The sequence below is a fragment of the Cytobacillus oceanisediminis 2691 genome (assembly GCF_000294775.2).
Lineage (GTDB): Bacteria > Bacillota > Bacilli > Bacillales > Cytobacillaceae > Cytobacillus > Cytobacillus pseudoceanisediminis.
Window position 1 is genome coordinate 3,038,136 of record NZ_CP015506.1, and the last position, 17,114, is coordinate 3,055,249.

Annotated in this window: 14 protein-coding genes; 2 read left to right on the forward strand and 12 right to left on the reverse strand. The window is 37.0% G+C overall.

Annotated elements, in window-relative coordinates:
* Positions 1-93: 93 nt before the first annotated feature.
* The 8 genes from A361_RS15370 to A361_RS15405 all read right to left on the reverse strand — a co-directional run bounded on the left by A361_RS15370 (position 94) and on the right by A361_RS15405 (position 9,728).
* Positions 94-612 (reverse strand): YfiT family bacillithiol transferase, encoded by a 519-nt coding sequence (locus tag A361_RS15370; RefSeq protein ID WP_019382070.1) that lies wholly within the window; start codon positions 610-612, stop codon positions 94-96.
* Positions 613-1,034: 422 nt separating this feature from the next.
* A complete protein-coding gene (locus A361_RS15375; RefSeq protein WP_009334052.1) occupies positions 1,035-1,532 on the reverse strand; it encodes a DinB family protein in 498 nt (165 codons plus the stop codon).
* A gap of 495 nt (positions 1,533-2,027) precedes the next feature.
* Positions 2,028-2,447: a VOC family protein gene (locus A361_RS15380; RefSeq protein WP_009334051.1), complete on the reverse strand. Its 420-nt coding sequence runs from the start codon at positions 2,445-2,447 to the stop codon at positions 2,028-2,030.
* A gap of 388 nt (positions 2,448-2,835) precedes the next feature.
* Complete coding sequence (locus A361_RS15385) at positions 2,836-6,906, reverse strand: S8 family serine peptidase (protein ID WP_236887890.1); 4,071 nt, start codon at positions 6,904-6,906, stop codon at positions 2,836-2,838.
* A 321-nt stretch (positions 6,907-7,227) separates the two neighbouring features.
* Entirely contained in the window at positions 7,228-7,464 is a 237-nt protein-coding gene (locus tag A361_RS15390) for an aspartyl-phosphate phosphatase Spo0E family protein (RefSeq protein WP_167543173.1), read from the reverse strand.
* 237 nt (positions 7,465-7,701) lie between these two features.
* The gene (locus A361_RS15395; RefSeq protein WP_019382073.1) at positions 7,702-8,319 is read right to left on the reverse strand and encodes a TasA family protein; all 618 of its coding nucleotides are present in this window, start codon (positions 8,317-8,319) and stop codon (positions 7,702-7,704) included.
* 79 nt (positions 8,320-8,398) lie between these two features.
* Entirely contained in the window at positions 8,399-8,947 is a 549-nt protein-coding gene (gene sipW / locus A361_RS15400; RefSeq protein ID WP_009334047.1) for a signal peptidase I SipW, read from the reverse strand.
* Entirely contained in the window at positions 8,916-9,728 is an 813-nt protein-coding gene (locus A361_RS15405; RefSeq protein WP_019382074.1) for a DUF4047 domain-containing protein, read from the reverse strand. The genes sipW and A361_RS15405 overlap by 32 nt, the downstream gene beginning before the upstream one ends.
* Before the next feature lie 271 nt (positions 9,729-9,999).
* Here A361_RS15405 and A361_RS15410 point away from each other — a divergent pair, with 271 nt between their 5' ends.
* Both A361_RS15410 and A361_RS15415 read left to right on the forward strand, forming a co-directional pair.
* Complete coding sequence (locus A361_RS15410; protein ID WP_157888594.1) at positions 10,000-11,694, forward strand: M4 family metallopeptidase; 1,695 nt, start codon at positions 10,000-10,002, stop codon at positions 11,692-11,694.
* A 230-nt stretch (positions 11,695-11,924) separates the two neighbouring features.
* Positions 11,925-13,172 (forward strand): helix-turn-helix domain-containing protein, encoded by a 1,248-nt coding sequence (locus A361_RS15415; RefSeq protein WP_009334044.1) that lies wholly within the window; start codon positions 11,925-11,927, stop codon positions 13,170-13,172.
* Positions 13,173-13,726: 554 nt separating this feature from the next.
* On the opposite strand, the gene A361_RS15420 is transcribed toward A361_RS15415, so the two are convergent.
* The 4 genes from A361_RS15420 to A361_RS15435 form a co-directional block, all read right to left on the reverse strand.
* On the reverse strand, positions 13,727-14,497 hold the full coding sequence (locus tag A361_RS15420) for a Cof-type HAD-IIB family hydrolase (RefSeq protein ID WP_019382076.1): 771 nt from the start codon (positions 14,495-14,497) through the stop codon (positions 13,727-13,729).
* A gap of 75 nt (positions 14,498-14,572) precedes the next feature.
* Positions 14,573-15,520, reverse strand: a complete 948-nt coding sequence (locus A361_RS15425; protein ID WP_019382077.1) for a LacI family DNA-binding transcriptional regulator — start codon at positions 15,518-15,520, stop codon at positions 14,573-14,575.
* A 19-nt stretch (positions 15,521-15,539) separates the two neighbouring features.
* Positions 15,540-15,863: a hypothetical protein gene (locus A361_RS15430; RefSeq protein ID WP_019382078.1), complete on the reverse strand. Its 324-nt coding sequence runs from the start codon at positions 15,861-15,863 to the stop codon at positions 15,540-15,542.
* Between the two features lie 287 nt (positions 15,864-16,150).
* Positions 16,151-17,038: a DMT family transporter gene (locus A361_RS15435; protein WP_019382079.1), complete on the reverse strand. Its 888-nt coding sequence runs from the start codon at positions 17,036-17,038 to the stop codon at positions 16,151-16,153.
* Positions 17,039-17,114: the final 76 nt, after the last annotated feature.

Sequence of the window (17,114 nt, forward strand, 5' to 3'; positions counted from 1 at the left end):
TTGGTTCAAATAGAAAAAAGCCGCCTGTTTTGGCAGCTAGCTAGATCATAAGGTAATAACCCGTTAAAAAAGTATGTTAATCCAACTAAGCATTTACCATCCCATACGACTGCATAAAGAAGTAATATGTGCAAGATGATGTTTACCATGCCAGGCGTAGATTCCGATATTTTCACCTACTGAAACTTCTCCTGAATCCGGATGAATAAATGTTTTTTCCATATCAGCCGAACTTAGACTGCGTAAAAGATTGGTCCAGCGCTCGTGGAGTGCTTCGAGAAGTGAAAGTGAAATATCAATCGACAATTTATAATCAGATAGTTCCGCCCAATTCGATTCATCATATGGCTTAATTACAGGGGTTTCTTCCGTAAGAGCCAATTTAAAGCGAACATAGGCATTCATATGACTATCCGCAAGATGATGTATTACTTGTCGAACAGTCCACCCTCCTGTACGATAAGCTGTATCAAGCTTTTTATTATCTAAGTCTCTTACAGCATCTCGTAACAATCTTGGTAACTCTTCTAGCTCATTTATCCAAATACTTGTAACACTGTGAGTAATTTCACCATTATATTGAAATTGGCCAATTGGATATTTCAAATCCATCTGCTATTCCTCCTAAAGATCCCCTGATTTTTGCAGCTACCTATATTTAGGATAAAATACAGGTAATTCTCCATCAATTCCCTTAATTTTTTTGCAACTTGAAAGTTATAACTATACTGCACCTTTTGCTCAATATGAAAAAGCCGCCTGGTTCGGCAGCCGATGTTAACATAAGCACCTAAAGTTTTAGTACATGTATTCACAAATTTTGTTTTTCTGCATGAAGGCTGCCCCGTTTAGAAGATAAATATTAATCTTTAAACTCGCTTCTCCTTAAAGGCTTTTTTGACTCTTTCAATTTGGTCGAGATGTCCTTGTATATGTGTGACTCGGAATTCCCAGCTTCACCATAGAGAATGAAAGGGCTTCACACCGTCAATACTGCTTCTGCGGCTGGACGGAAGTCGCTGAATTATGGTGCTTTAGGACCAATCAACGCCACCCCAAGAGGATTGCAACTTTCGCAACAGAACAATTTGGCCGATATGATACGTATCGTGCATCATGATATTGCTGAGTAAACGTTCAATAGAATACCTGTTAGCTGCATACGGAGTTTTTAACTTTTCATCGTCAAGGTCCGCAATGACCGTTTTTAATTTATTCATAACTTCATTAAGGCGCTGCACTGTCTGGGTCCACCCAATTTCGTCTTCTGGATCCCCCGGATTTCCAAAGGTTTCTTCATTGTCTTCTGCCTTATGCGGATTCTCTGTGCCCTTAATTCGATGGATTACGTCTTCATTCCAAAAAATCAAGTGGTTGACAATCTGCCAAATCGAATTGCTGATTCCCGAACTTGTCCATGCTGCCTCAGCTGCGCTGACTCCATGAAGCGCCTGATTCATGGATGCAAACCAATCATTCTCATGGCAATGCATGTCGAGTTGTTCTAAAAACATTTTGGTTACAACTTGCATACAAACATTCTCCTCACTGTTTAGTGTAATCTTTCAAAGTTAAACTAAAGTACAAATTAATCGGTCCTAAAAAGGTAAAAACCAAATTCAAATGGTCCCTTCCATATTGGACATACCTATATCTCCAGCCTCTAATTCTCTTCAACACGGCAGGGTATTGTCCGGGTGACGAAACACTAATCCTCAATCAATTTCAAAAAAGCCATTGATACGCATAAAATAACCTTCATTTTCGACTGTCGGCCATATAACGAAAAAATATTCTTATTGAAATACTCTCTTTTATTTTGAGAATACAACAAACCCATGATCACTATGAATTATTCGGCTCATCCAGCTTTTATTCCTTCTTCATGACAAATAAAGACCCTATAGGGCAGACCTTTTTAATTGTCTGCTCTATAAGGTACATTGGATCTTCCACTCACAAACTTTCCCGTTATTGAACAATTAACGGAAGATGCTTTATTAAACATTGCCTCCTCATAAAATTATCTATTCGGAAATGAGATATTTTTCTTTGAAGATTGGACTAAGCTCACTCCATACATCAAATTTATTACCATCTAAATCATAAAAAACAAAATTTCTTCCCGTGTGTCCTCTATCCTCGATCTCTCCAACTCTAATTTCACTATGCTTAAAGTCTTTATGTATTGCTTCTAAGGCATTTAATCCATTTACTTCGAATGTTAATGAAAAACGCTCATCACCGTAAATATCAAAGAAATTAGAGCTTTGATTTTCATTAGACTTCACAAGAAAAATGCTTTGATTAGCGATGTTTAAAATTGCTTTGTCTTGATCTTTGTAGCTTAACTCTGCTCCTAATTTATTTACATACCAATCAGAAGAAAGATCTACATTAGTTACTGGTATATAGGTTGTGCCAACTCTTAATAATTTCTCACCCATTTTTTGTCTCCTCTCACATTCCAAAATATTCTAAATTTAATCATTCAACAAAAAATCCTTACTTCCTGCATTAAGTAAGGATTTTATACTGATATATGCAACCGTTATTCAGCTACCTCCTCAATAAAAGAAGAGAATACACCCGATTACTTTGAAAGCAGCTTCATTGTACTTCTTTTCATAGTTTTACTCCTAACATCCTGATTCTTTTGTTTTTTTCAAATTGCTATTGATGTCAGGAAGGTCATTCACTTGTGAAAAAGGTGTTCTCAACTAAGTTACCCCTACTACCTGATACGGTAGTAGGGATTCATCAGGTATCCTATACGATTCGAATATTTTTCATTTAATTCCTGTTTTAATTCTGATAACAATAATACTTCCTGCTTTACTCAACACCCAACTCTTCTAAAATACTTTCTAATGTTTTCCCATCATGCTTTTCTTTTGGAGCCGGTGGATTTTCAACAAATTTGTTTTGCAGCTGGTAATTCTTTTGAACAAAGGCGATATCTTTCGCATCAACCGTCCCATCAAAGTTGATGTCAGCCGAACGGTTATCGGTTTTCCAGGCCTTTTGGATTTCAATGGCGTCTAAAACATCAATGACTTGGTCTTGATTGACATCACCAGCTGTAATATCAATTGGATTAACATAATGATTTTTACCAAAAAGCTTACCTTTGTATTCAAACCCAATATGTTGTTTACTGTGAACTTCAAAGTGACCAGGAATCTTAATCTCCAAAGTATATGGATCCTTGCTTAAAGGAAGTTTTTCTACCCGGTAATTTAATCTATCCTCTACTAAAGAAGTAGCGTCCACTATAGTACTATCGGATTTTATAAATTTCACAGATCCTCCAACCTTTGACCAATCTCTGCTCTCAAGCAGATCGTTATCAGGATTACGGAATCCTTCCGCTAATACATAGCCATAAGCTGAATTATATTGTGGATCGACCTCTATCTTTTGGCCAGCATTTAATAGTGTACTTGTTTCATTTTGACCATTTATTAGAGTAGCAGTAGGATTAATACTAGTGCCAGTAAGGAAGGTTTCATCCGTAATCTTAACTGATACTTCCACAACTGCAGTGTGGTCAAATGTCTCATTGGTCCCATTAAAGGTTACCTTCACCTCATCACCATTAACTGCAATTGCAGCTTTGTCGGATATTCCATTGGCAAGCTTGGCATCGATTAATTCCATTGACCCGAACCTATCTTTAAAGTTCCAAGTTACTTCTTTAGCATCACTTACATTATCCAAGATTACTTGAGCTTGAACCGTTTCACCTGTTTTTACTTTATTGATATCACTCTTTACATACGTAACAGGTGTCCCCTCCTTGACAAAGTAATAATCTTTCTGCACTGGTGAATTACCAGCAGAATCAAGTCCATTCATTGTAAATCTCAGTGCTTGTATAGATTCTTCCATAGCTATCTCTTCTGCCCATTTCCCATCTTTATCCATAGCGACAGGACTAGAAGGGAATCCCCATTCTCCCCACTTATAAATGACCGCATTCGATGATTGATCGATTTCGATTCCTGCATTCTGCATTTTTTCCACGAGTGGATCAGTAATCTGAATTTCAAATGGGTATGTTTCCTGCCCTGGTTTGTATTCAAGGAATGGTGATGGACCGTCGAGTGAACTTTCAAAATTCGGATCATCTATATCTATGAAGATGTCACGTGTTTCTTTTGTCACTTTCCCGGATGTACCCGTTGTTACAAATAACAATTTATAGTGACCAGGCTGTGCATAACTCTCTTCTTCTGCAATCGGCTGTTTGGAGTTCCCAGTGAATTCGTAATATCTTCCGTTAAATAGTCCTATTAAAGAAAGATCCCGATCTAGTGGACTGCCTTTTAAATTCACCGTTCCAAGGAAACCTATATCTTTCCCTGTTTCGCCATCTTGAAGGATGACATCCATTGTTTCCGCTGGTGAGCTTAAATTAAATCTAGCCAGAGCACCTAAACGATTATCAATCATCGTTCTTTCTTGATTTAAATATGGCGGTGTTATTGAAGGTGTCAGTAAATCTAAATAGTGTAACCCTTCCTTTGTAATTCTAAAATTAAATGGTATACGGTACTGATCAGATGAATCTTCTTTATTTGTGAGTGTAATGAATCCTTCATATAGACCCACTTTGGCTGTTTTCGGTACCGTTAAGAAGACATTCTGTTTCACTTCTTTATTTGCTTTTACTTTTATACTTTTGCCTGTACTAACGGAAACACCATTTTTACTTAGGCTGTTCGTTCCTTCCGCTGCATTTTCTTCAACAGAAACCGTAAACGTTTTGTTCACATCACTGCTATTTTTGAACCTAATGCTTCGATTTTCACGGACATAACTTCCTTCTGCGCCAAAGTGATTACCAAAGCTGATATCACCGGATGGATTATTAACCGTTACAAAACCAGCACCATCTGGAATGAGGGTTTCATCGGTCACCTGCATTTTCATATCACCGTGAATGGCTTGATAAGGGTCCACTCGGCCAGCCCCCACTTCATACAGGCTATACTCACCATTTAAAGGATCCGCCGTATTCATAAGAATCGTTTTAATATCGTCAGGGTCAAGATCTGGTTTCGAATCTAATAATAAAGCCGCGATTCCAGCTGTATGGGGTGCCGCCATTGATGTTCCTGAAAGACGTGCATAGGCATACTCATAATCTTCCTGATTCTCAGGGTCAATCATATAAGAAGGGTATGCAGAAAGCACACTCACCCCTGGAGCAACGACTTCTGGCTTCATATCATAATTATCATTGACCGGTCCTCTTGAACTAAAGTCTGCCAGTTTATCTCCTTCTGATTGGGTTTCTTTTAAATTTGAGAATGTAAGAGTTGTATCCCCTTGAGTGATCTTCGCTTTTAATTGCTCACCTGCTGCTTTGGTGATAGAGAATGCAGGAACAAATGCAGTCGATTCACCAAGGTTTTGACCAATCTGGCCGTCAACATTGTTATACATAATCACAGCTTGAGCACCATGCTCTTTGGCAAATTTGATTTTGTCAGCCAAGGCAAAATTCCCGCGTTGGACGAAAGCAATTTTTCCTTCAACATTTTTGCCTGTATAATCCTCCTGTGCACCTAAACCTACATCGACAAGTCCAAGGGATTGACCATCCAGTTTAGAAAAATCATCCGCAAAGCTTCTTCCCATACTTACGAGCTCAGTGGACCAATCCTCTGATACACTACCTGTAAACGTAGTCAGCTCAACGGGAACGTCACTCGCTCCAACCGTTAAAGCTAATGCAGCAGTACCTGGTGACCCGACTGTGTTAGAGCCTGGTCCGGAATTCCCTGCAGAAACAACTGCCGTTACACCGTTTAAAACGGCATAATTAATCGCTGTACTCGTTGGATAATTTGGATCATTTACCGCTGCACCTAATGAAAGGTTCATAACATCCATTCCGTCTTCCACTGCTTTTTCAATACCTGCAATAACATCTTCAGAGGTTCCGCTTCCATAAGGCCCCAGCACACGGTACACATATAGGTCGGCGTCAGGTGCTACCCCTACAACAGACACTTCACTGTCATTTTTATTTTGACCTGCGATCGTACCTGAGACATGTGTCCCATGGGATGTATAATAGGTCGAGCCTGTAAAGGGATTGATTTCAGGCTGATTCGAATTTTGCCAATCCTTATAGGATGTTTCCATTGGATCCTTATCATCATCAACAAAATCATATCCACCTTTATAAGCATCCTTTAAATCTGGATGGTTATAATCAATCCCCGTATCAAGAACAGCTACTTTAACACCCTTACCCGTAATCCCTTCCTTATGTAATTCATCAATTTTTAAATAAGGGATACTCTCAACAGAAGTGGTGACTTCTTTTTCAATATCTTTAGGCAGTTCTTTTTGAATAGGATCAACCGTAAAGGTGTGATTTTTATATACTGCATGGACGACATCTGATTGCAATAGGAGTGCTACTTGATCGGCTGGCAATGTCATGGCTACACCGTTATAGGCTTTTTTGAACGTATGGGAAATGGAACTTGAGATGCTTTTTGTTTTGGGATTCTCTTTCAGTAAGATATTTTGGATGTCAGCTTTAAACGTTTTATGTTCTTTTTCAACCTCTGCATCGGCTTTCTCTTTTTTCAATTCCTTGCCTTTTAAGGCAGCTTCCAGAACCGCTACTTTACTAGGCTTTGATTTAAACTGGACGATAACGGAGATTTCTTTCTGTGAGGATAGATCTTCGCTTTTGAAGCCTATCAGCCCTCCGTCCGTGTTCAGTTGCAGCTGTTCTAAGGCTTTTCTTTGTTCACTGTTCAAAGTGGATAAGATGTCTTCAGCACTTCGTTCACTTGCACCTGCTTCTGGTATGCTGAAAATTGAAGTTGCAGGTGAAACTAGCAATCCAGCAGACAAGGTAATCACTGCTGTTTTTTTCATTATAGAACTGACTTTCATATGTTTCCCCACTCTCTTTATTATTTTTATTATGCTTAAATACCCTCTCTTTAGTGTTTAGAATATTCCAACACTTTCATTCTAGTTCCCTTCCTTCCTATTTACAATCGGGGTTTTTTTGTATGACGAAAGTATTCCTTGCTACGAAAAAAAAGACGATAAATAGGTTTATAGTACGTTTTCTGGTAAATTTATCCCGGTCGCAGCAGTTATGATTTGGGGTAAAGATCTAAATGGATTATCATAAAATCTTTTAATACTTTTCTCACTAAGGCTTAGATCATTTATAATTATCCAAGTGCCTTAGCCTAAACATTGTAAATATGCTATGTGGTGGATGCTCCTATAGAACTTACCTTTTTGATATTCATTCAACAGTTTATCTAACTGTTGACTAAGTCTAATTGTATCCGGGTGATTTAAACCTTTTTTTATACCTGAACGGATCATGCGATTACGTTTAAAGTTAATCTTAATTTCAAGTCTAGTTATATTCATTGCTTTCTCCTGGTTATAGTCTGAATGCAAAATAAGGCTCATTATTAAATAACGAATTAGTTCGGCTTTTGACAAATTACAACGTTAAAAAAATATAAGAAAACTTAATCTATATCGCTGTGAAACTTCAAGTTTACATTTGGCTGCATCAGCAAACGCCATCCTTTCTAATTAGGTTTTAGAAAGGATGGCGTCATTTTTTGGTGCGATGCTTTCTTGAAATCCAAGAATTAAACTGAAGCTAGGATTCTATTTAAAAATAGCAGAGCACCTTTACTATTAGTTATTATCTGACTCTGTATCGTCATGGTAAGCAGGATCTGTTTGCTCTGCATTAAATGTCCAATCTACTTTTAACTTATCACCTTGGAATTGATTTTGATCTTCTCCATTGTCTACAAATTCAAATAATACGAATATTTTTTCTTTTTCGCCTGCAGGAATGCCATCTGGATATGGACCTGCAAGATTATCTATTTGAGTTAAGTCTGGTTGTTTAGTCTGTAAATCATGTAATGTAGTTTCTACAACAGTGTTAGTTGAACTGCTTGTGTTATACATGATCGTAACTTTGATGTGTTTTGCTAAATCATCCTGATTGGCTTTTCCATCCAATTGGGCATCATCAACGGTGTAACTTGTATCTAACAGCACTTTTCCAATATCTAATGTACCGTTGTTTTCAAGTGTAAATTCACGGTAAATTTCATCACCCGGCTTGATATTGCTAATGTTAACAACTGTACTAGGATTTAGCCCTAAATCCAATGTACCTGCTGCGAATGTGTTCTGGGTTTCGACTGAGTCACTAAAATAGGCAAATGTTCCTCCGCCGATTAATGACAATCCTAATGCTGCACCCATAACACCTTGACTTACCTTCTTTGTAAAACTCATTGTAAATCCCCCTTAAAATATTAAAATTATTATTAAACTCCTATGTATGTGTGTAGATACATGGGAGATATAACCTAAATCATCTTGCATTATTTACTTCCAGCTCTTTTTTCGCACTCAAGATGGTGCGCAATGAAGAAATTACCAACAATATACCCGGTATAATCAACAAAAGAGCTGACCCCGTTTTTGAAGCTGCAAAGTTCAATGCATACCCGATATACGGAATCGTAAAGCCAGTGTACTTTCCAACCACATCTTGTGCGGGAACAGACCATAAATCCAGAGCGTCATTATTATCGCCTTTGGTTTTATACCATGCTTGTCCATCCTCTTGTTTCACATCTGCAATTCTATGGGTAACGATCTTCTCTTCTAACCGGAAAGTAATAATATCACCTTCCTGATAATTAGAATGATCAGTTCCTAACTTGATTGAAATAATAGAACCCGTTTGAAAAGTGGGCTCCATGGAACCTGATAGGACTGCTTTGACTTGATATCCTAAAAAAGTCGGTTCTGAACCAGATATCCTTGAAGAAAGAACAACAAATGCTAAGAAACAGACGACGACCACGAAAGCGAATCCCAAAATACTACTTAGGCATCTCAAAATTATTTTCTGCATGTTCTACCACCTGCTCATTATTATTTGAACTCTGTGATGTCTCTTGATTAGATGACCCTTCAATAAGAGATTTAGAGTTTTCTTGACGTTTCTGGAATTGTGCAGTTTCCTGAGATTTTTCTTCCTTTGATTCCTGAGTTTTTTCTGTATGTTCCGGCGCCTGCTCATTATTATTTAACTTTTTTGTTGCCTCATGTTCAGGTTCAATCTGAATTTCAGTGCTTCCGTTATGTTGTTTCACTTGAGTATTTCCCTGGGAAGCTTTATCTTCTCGTTCCTTTATCTCCACTGAAATAGAGGAGAGGATCATTTCTAGTTTTTGAAAATCTATCTTTTCCCGTACTTCCTTTAACCTGTTTTCTACGTTGAGCAGCCCTTCAGAAACATAATCAAAGGTATGACCATTATCATTAGTTTGGTTATGATAGTCGGAAAGTTCATTATAAATCTGTTGAAGAGCCGTAAATTGCTGATACAGCTCCTTTTCGATAGATTCAACTTTAGTAAATCTATCATGTAACACCTGTAACGATCCTTCTGCTTGAACAGTATGAATCCGTTCATACTCGCGGTGCATCTGATCTGCAATTTCATCTGCCCTATCTTCTAGTAATTTAATAGTTTCAGGAAAAATAATTGCTGCAGATACTGTTATAGGTTCTGTTGAAACTTGGCTTGAAAAGGAAGCTTCTGTTTCTCCTATTACATGCAGCCCTAAATAAAATGACATGGAACATAAACAAGTAAGTATGATGGCTTTATGAATAGCAGCTTTTTTCATTTTTCACCCCCCTAAGCAAAATGACTTGATAGAAATCATTATTACTTATTTGTCAGAAAATTGTATTGAGAAATTTCCATTACAAAACAACGCTGAAATTTGTCGATTAGACCCGAAAACACTTAAAACACCGCAAAACCCGTCTGAAATTTTCTCAAATTTAATTTCTCTGGTTAATATTGATTTTGCCGAAACTTTTCTGAATAATTCTAATTGTTCCAACAAAAATTCAATAAGGGGTGTGTTTATGAAAAAGAAGAATCAGAATAAGATGAGTAAAAAGGTGGTTATTCCTGCTGTATTGGCTCTTTCAGTGACATTCGGGGGAATAATGCCAACCGTACCAGCTTTTGCAACAGATTCAACCAGCAATTCAACTATTCTCTTTAAAGCTGAAGGATTGAGTAAGCAAGAAGTTGTAAAGGCTTACCTCCAATCAAAAGTGGAAAATCCAGCTGCGAGGTCATTAACCAAAGGAGGGCAATTTAAAATTGTAAGTGAGAAAACGGATCGTGCGACAGGTACATACCATGCACGAACTGTTGAGCAATACAATGGTATTCCAGTATATGGTTCTGGACAAACTGTAGCATTAGATTCGAACAATAACGTATTTGCATCATTTGGCAAGGTCACCCAAACTTTGACTCGTACGACCATTCCAACTGAGGCATCCATTTCAGAAGAGAAGGCTATAGAGGTTGTCAAAAATGACGTAGAATCAGAGATTGGTGAAGTGAAAAATTATGATGATATAGATTCTGAATTAACGATCTATCCATATAAAGGCAAGTATTATTTAACCTACCTAGTTAAAGCATCTACTTCTATCCCGGCACCCGGGTACTACCATTACTTTGTGGATGCAGCAACAGGAGAAGTGATCGACAGCTTCAATAAAATTCACAGTGCTGAACCAACGGATCTTTCCCCAGTTACCGCTAGAGGACTGGACGTACATGGCGATATGCAATCTTTCAACGCAGGTAAGGATTCGGAAACTAAAACAAGTTATCTGCATGGTACTTCTGTTGCCAACAGCAATACTGTGCCAATATCGTCTTTTGACGCTCGTCGTATAGATGAAACTTTATTCTTAATTTCTTCAGCAATTTTTGGCTTCACGGGATGGGAAGTTTCAACAACCAATACTAGTAACTTTTTTCACAACCCAGCAGCCGTTTCAGCCCATTTCAACTCTGATAAAGTGAACAAATACTATCAAAACGTTCATAAGCGTAACAGCTTAGATGATAAAGGGATGAAATTAATTAATACAGTTCATATTGGGGAAAAGTGGAATAACGCCGGCTGGAATGGAGAACAAATGCTATATGGAGATGGGGACGGAATTGAATTTGGTTCATTTGCAGGTGGTTTGGATATAGCTGGGCATGAAATGACACACGGTGTTATTGAGCATACGGCAAACTTAATTTACGAAAATGAATCGGGAGCGATCAATGAATCAATAGCAGACATCCTTGGTAATTTCGCGGAAATGTACGCAACAGGAGAGGTTGAATGGGATCTAGGAGAGGATAACACCACTCCAAACATTCCTGGCGACGGAGGACTTCGTTCGATGAGTGACCCCGCTTCTAAGAGTGTTAGCACAAAATATATGCCATCAGGGCGTTATCCGGATACCTATCAAGATCGCTACCAAGGTGAATTAGATAACGGTGGGGTTCATATTAACAGCGGCATTAATAATAAAGCAGCTTACTTAATTACTGCAGGCGGTACAAATAACGGAGTAGATATTACAGGAATTGGCAGGACAAAAGCGGAAAAAATCTACTACCGTGCTCTCACTTTATACTTAACGCCAACTTCCGGATTTAAAGAAATGCGTGAAGCAGCTATTCAAGCTGCTCGAGATTTGCATCCAGATAGAAATGGGCAGCCTTCTGCAGAGACCAAAGCTGTTATGGATGCTTATGCTTCTGTAGGAGTAAACTAAGAAACTTACATTTGGCCATGAATGAATTTAGTTCATTCATGGCCTTATTTATTGACATCCCTTTTCACTTTTCTACTTTTCAAAAAACACTGGGTCATTCTAACAACCCACTCAATAACATGATTATGTGCTAATAGTAACTAGTCATAAAGTTGAAAATTGTGGTACTATTGTAAAAATATTATAACTTATTACATAAAGTCATTTAAGTCGCATAAGGAGAGTATCACATGATAGAGGGAGAAATCATTAAATTTTACAGAAAAAAGGCAGGTCTTACCCAGGAACAACTTGGTTTTGGAATTTGCACTCTTTCCTATATCAGCAAGATTGAGCGAGGGCATACAGCTTGTTCTGCAGAGATTATCGAATTACTATCAGAACGCTTGCACCTCGACATAAAGAAAGAAATCCTTCGATTTGAAAACCTGGGGAATCAGCTCAATCAGTGGCATAAGGCCATTGTTATGCGGAGATTAAAAGAAGTAGATGAAATCAATATAGAATTGAAGAAAATCCCTTATATTAAATCTTCGAAATATGCCGCATTATACCAGCTGTTACAGGCAAGGTATTATATCATAAAGATGAATTATAAAAAGACATATTCTATTTTACAGTCTGTACAAAAAGAACACCCCAGCCTCCCCCCTTATGAGAGAAACCTGCTGAAGCATGCATGGGGAATATACTACATATGCAATTGTATTTCATCCAGAACCGAAAATCATCAAAAGGCTATAGAAGTCTTGAAAGAAATAGAAAAGGATGAATATGGAAATCCTGAATACAATTATGATTTAGCCGTTGCTTATCACTGTATCGATTCCAGAGTGATGGCTTATGTGCATGCTGAAAAAGCACTCCGCTATTTTAGAGAAACCAATAATTCCATTATGGCGATCACGGCAGAGTCGCTGATGCTTCTCCAGATTGGAAACGACATACACCTCAATCTAGAAGAGCTAACGGAATCCTATCATAATTTGATTCATCACAGTGAATTACTGCAAGCCACTGATAAAAAAGGAATGCTATTAAACAATCTTGGGTTTGAACATTTTAGAAGAAAAGATTATGCTCATGCACATAAGTTTTATAAAGAAGCACTTTCTATGACTAATAAGCATTCCACTTCATATCTTCAACGCCTGTACAATTATTTGGAAAGCGGTCTTGCGGGAAAGATAATGCGTAAAACCTCAATATTAAGAAAAGCACAAGAAGGACTTTCCATGGCAAAAAACTTGGAAAACGAATTTTACCATCTATTATTCAAACTTTTTATTTTACTTACAGAGAATAAATTAAATAAGTATTACACCTTCTTAGAGAAAGATGCCCTACCCTATTTTATTACAAATAAGCATACGGTTTTTATAAACAAGTATGCCAAAGAACTATATGATCACTATATGGAAAGCGAAGATTTTCAGAAAGCGGCCCAAATTTCAAAGGTACTTATAGATCCAAATTAGGCTTACGATGAAGATGGCCGGAAAATGATCCGAACTTCTTGAGCTAAACCTTTATTAATGGGATTTAATATAAGTATATTGTTTTAGGAACATTAGTGGACTGGGGGAAATCTTCTCTCAGCTAGTTTAGAAAGGGGTATGATCTTTCCAACAGACTTTCCATTAAGATATGGATTTTAGAACGAAATATTATTTTTTGAAAAAGTATTGATCGCCATGCACTATTCTATCTTTGCTGGGTGCATGCGGTTTTTTCGTGCAAGAAAGCAGTAATTAGCACATTCTTACATAGACAATTTGTAATCCCCGTTCAGAGGAAAATTAAACAAACTTTCCCGAATGATGAGGATTATTAATAAATCTGGTATGGAAGGAAGCTAAAACAGGTAATTCCCCTTTTCACTTTCTTCACTAAAACTTTTTCTTTAACAAGCAAGGATAGCTGCCCTCATTGTACAGGGCAGCTTTACTTTAAGTGAGAACATTCACAAAATCTTGTCGGTAAAAACTAATTCCCTGAAAATTATTGATTGATTTTTAAGATTTCTTCTTTTCTATATTAATGACAAGCTCTTAAGAGCATTATAAATTCCATGCTCATTACAACTATCCGTGATTAAATCGGCTTTCTCTTTAACTTCTGTTTCAGCATTTCCCATTGCGACCCCAATTCCTGATAGTTCCATTAGTTCAATATCGTTCATTCCATCCCCGAAAAAAACAATATCTTCCCGCTTAAATCCATTTTGTTCGGCGATTTTCAAAATGGTATTTGCTTTCGAACCTTCTTTAGGAATGACATCTAAACCAAATTTGTGCCAACTCACATATCTGAATTCTTCGATCGCGTATTTTTGAAGATCTTCTTGCTTGCAGAAAAGCATAGCTTGAACAATTGGGTTTCGTTCCCAATACAATCCATCATAGTCAGGGATCGACCATCCTAGACTTTCGTAAGCCTTAATTAACGACTCTCCAGGTTCTTCGAAATGTCTTTTTATTCCGTTCACTGTTTGGAACACAATCTGATCATTGTTTTCCGCTGCAATTTCAATAAGTTTCATAATAGACTCTTTTGATAACATTACTTCATGCGCTAATTCATGACGAACATATCCAAGTGATCCGTTGCATAAAACATATGTTTCAATTTCAAGCTCGTCAACGATGGATTTTGCTGAAGCGTAGTCCCGTCCTGTCGCAATGCAGATGTAATGGCCTTTTTCTTTAAGAGAAACCAAAGCTTGTTTTGTACTGTCGAGAAACTTCATTTCTGTCGTTAATAATGTTCCATCTATATCAAAGACAATAAACTTTTTATGCACTAACTTTCACCACATTCCACTACTATTTTTTATTCAATCTTTACCACCGTGTTAAACACCTTCAAAGCAGGGTTTTTAAACAGAATCTCTCTCCACAATATGATAAGGTATTTTTACTTTTTCTCTAGATTTTTTTATAACTAGGCTAAAAGCTTGCTCACCAATTTTCGTTAACTGATGATCTACTGTAGTAATCCCCATACCAATACCAATTGGCTGATTTTCTTGACCAATGATTGCTAAATCAGCAGGGATTTTTAATTGCTGAGACTTAGCATATAAATAAATACCACCAGCCACTTCATCTCCATTCGCATAGACAGCTGTGGGTCTCTCCGGTAAATGCAGGAAATGCTCCGCTGCTTTATATCCGTCTTCTAAGCAAAGACACCCTGAAATATGATAGTTAGGTTGAAGTTCACCAAAAATCTCCTTATAAGCACCAATCATTTGCTTCGTGCTATTGCTTTCTATCCTAGCTGTTGTGAAAGCTACAGCATAATGCCCTTTGTTTTTTAATAATTGAAAGGCATCTAGATAAGAAGAATAACGGTCCATATAAGAACATCCAATTTCTTTGTGCTGTGTATATTCACAAGAAACGATAGAACCATACCCAGTATACGGAATGATCGTTTCCCAATCATTTGCTCTTGAAGTGATAATGATGCCATCATACAGCTTGCTTTTTAATTTTTTTAAATACTCCACTTCTTTCTCTTTACTATAGATTGAAGGAAGTACCGTAATCGAAAAATCATGCTCTAATGCCTTGTTCAGTATACCGTTTAATATCTGATCAAATGCTGGATTGTTGTTATATGGGAGAATAACGCCTATTGTTCTGGTTTCTCCTCTAATTAAATCAATCGCATTTTTATTTGGCGTATAGTTCATTTCTTCAATAACTCTAAGAACAGACTCTCTTTTATCTCTGGCAACGTGCTTATAATTGTTAAGGACTCTAGAAACAGTAGAGACAGATACACCTGCTAATCTTGCAATGTCTTTAATATTTGTCATCACATACCTCCCACATATATCAGGAATCAAGAGAACCTACACATTTACATCCAATTTCTGAAAAGCTTTTTATAAAGTAAAGGAGGTTTCCATTGTATGCCCATCTTATCGCAATCCTGTGTTTTCCTACAATGAGTGTCGAATGTTCAATGTTTCTCATTTCTCCTTTAAACCAAAAAGATTTTTCAACATTTATTGGCTTGGTGCTTATTACATATAATCTTTTATTAGTTAAAAATAAATCACCATAGCAGATATTTTGTACTCCATCAAAGATTTCCAATAACCCTGTAAGGGTATATAGTACATGTTCATCTTGTTGAAGGTTAATCATTCTGTTCATCTCTCTTCTCCCTTCGTTGAAAATCAGCTTACTTTCAATCTAATTTATGAAATGCATTTCAAGTCAATAGAAAAATCAATAATTGCTAAAACAGCTACAAAGAGACGGATTAACTTTTTAATAAAGCTACCCATTATTAAACTAACATGCGCCTTGATTTTATTAGAAAAAAACTGACAAATTTAAAAACCTTTCTTCAATCACCTCTCGGTCCTGGCGGCTTATTTAAAGTTATCAAACTAAAAAACAGTAGGAAACGATTGCCTCCCACTGTTTTTGTAGTTTATTCAGCTGGTTTTCATTAATCTATTGGAATGGTTAACTGATTTCAATTCACTAACTAGTGTAGAGCCTAATAGCAGTATACCACCAAGCATTTGAATAATTGTCATTTGTTCTTGCAGGATAATTGCGGAAATCAATATAGCTACAAATGGGTCAACATAACTTAGCATAGCTATGCTCTGTCCTTTAAATTTTTCCATACCGGAGAAAAATAACCAAAACCCAATCCCTGTGTTGACGACTCCTAATATTAGAATAAAAGGAATAGAAGAACTTGATACTTCAAAGATGCCAAATCCTTCGGTAAGGAAAACATATGGCATTAACAGTAAAGTGGTTGTTCCAAGCTGAATGATGGTCAGCTCTAACTTTCCCATATCTTTAATAAATTTATTTAAAAGCAATAACGCAGCATAAAATGCTGCTGCGATTAATCCAAAGGAAAGTCCAAGAATATCATCTGATTCTGATGCACTCATGCCTTCACCTACAATCATTAACATACCTATGATTGCTGCACCAATACAAACCATTTTTTTAACGGATAAATGTTCCCTAAGGACATAGGGAGATAGAATCATTACAATCACAGGAGCAAAGTAATAACCTAGCGTTGCATTGGCAATTGTCGTATGGTCATACGATTGATAAAGAAAAATCCAATTTCCTCCCAATGCAATACCTGAAAGAATCAAAAATAAAGCATTCGTTTTTACTAAATTCCAAGGTATTTTTTTCTTCATCATGAAGAATACCAGCAATAAAAATATGCATCCCAGGAAACTGCTTAGTAAAGCACTTTCACTCGAAGCTAAATCAATATATCGGACCACCAAACCAATTGTACCGAAAGTAATCATTGATAATATAAACTGAATTTTAGGTTTCATCTTCTGCTCCTGCCCATCTGCGAATCAGCTTGTATTTCGCAGATTCTTATTATGTTTATTTAACTTCATTTTCAAA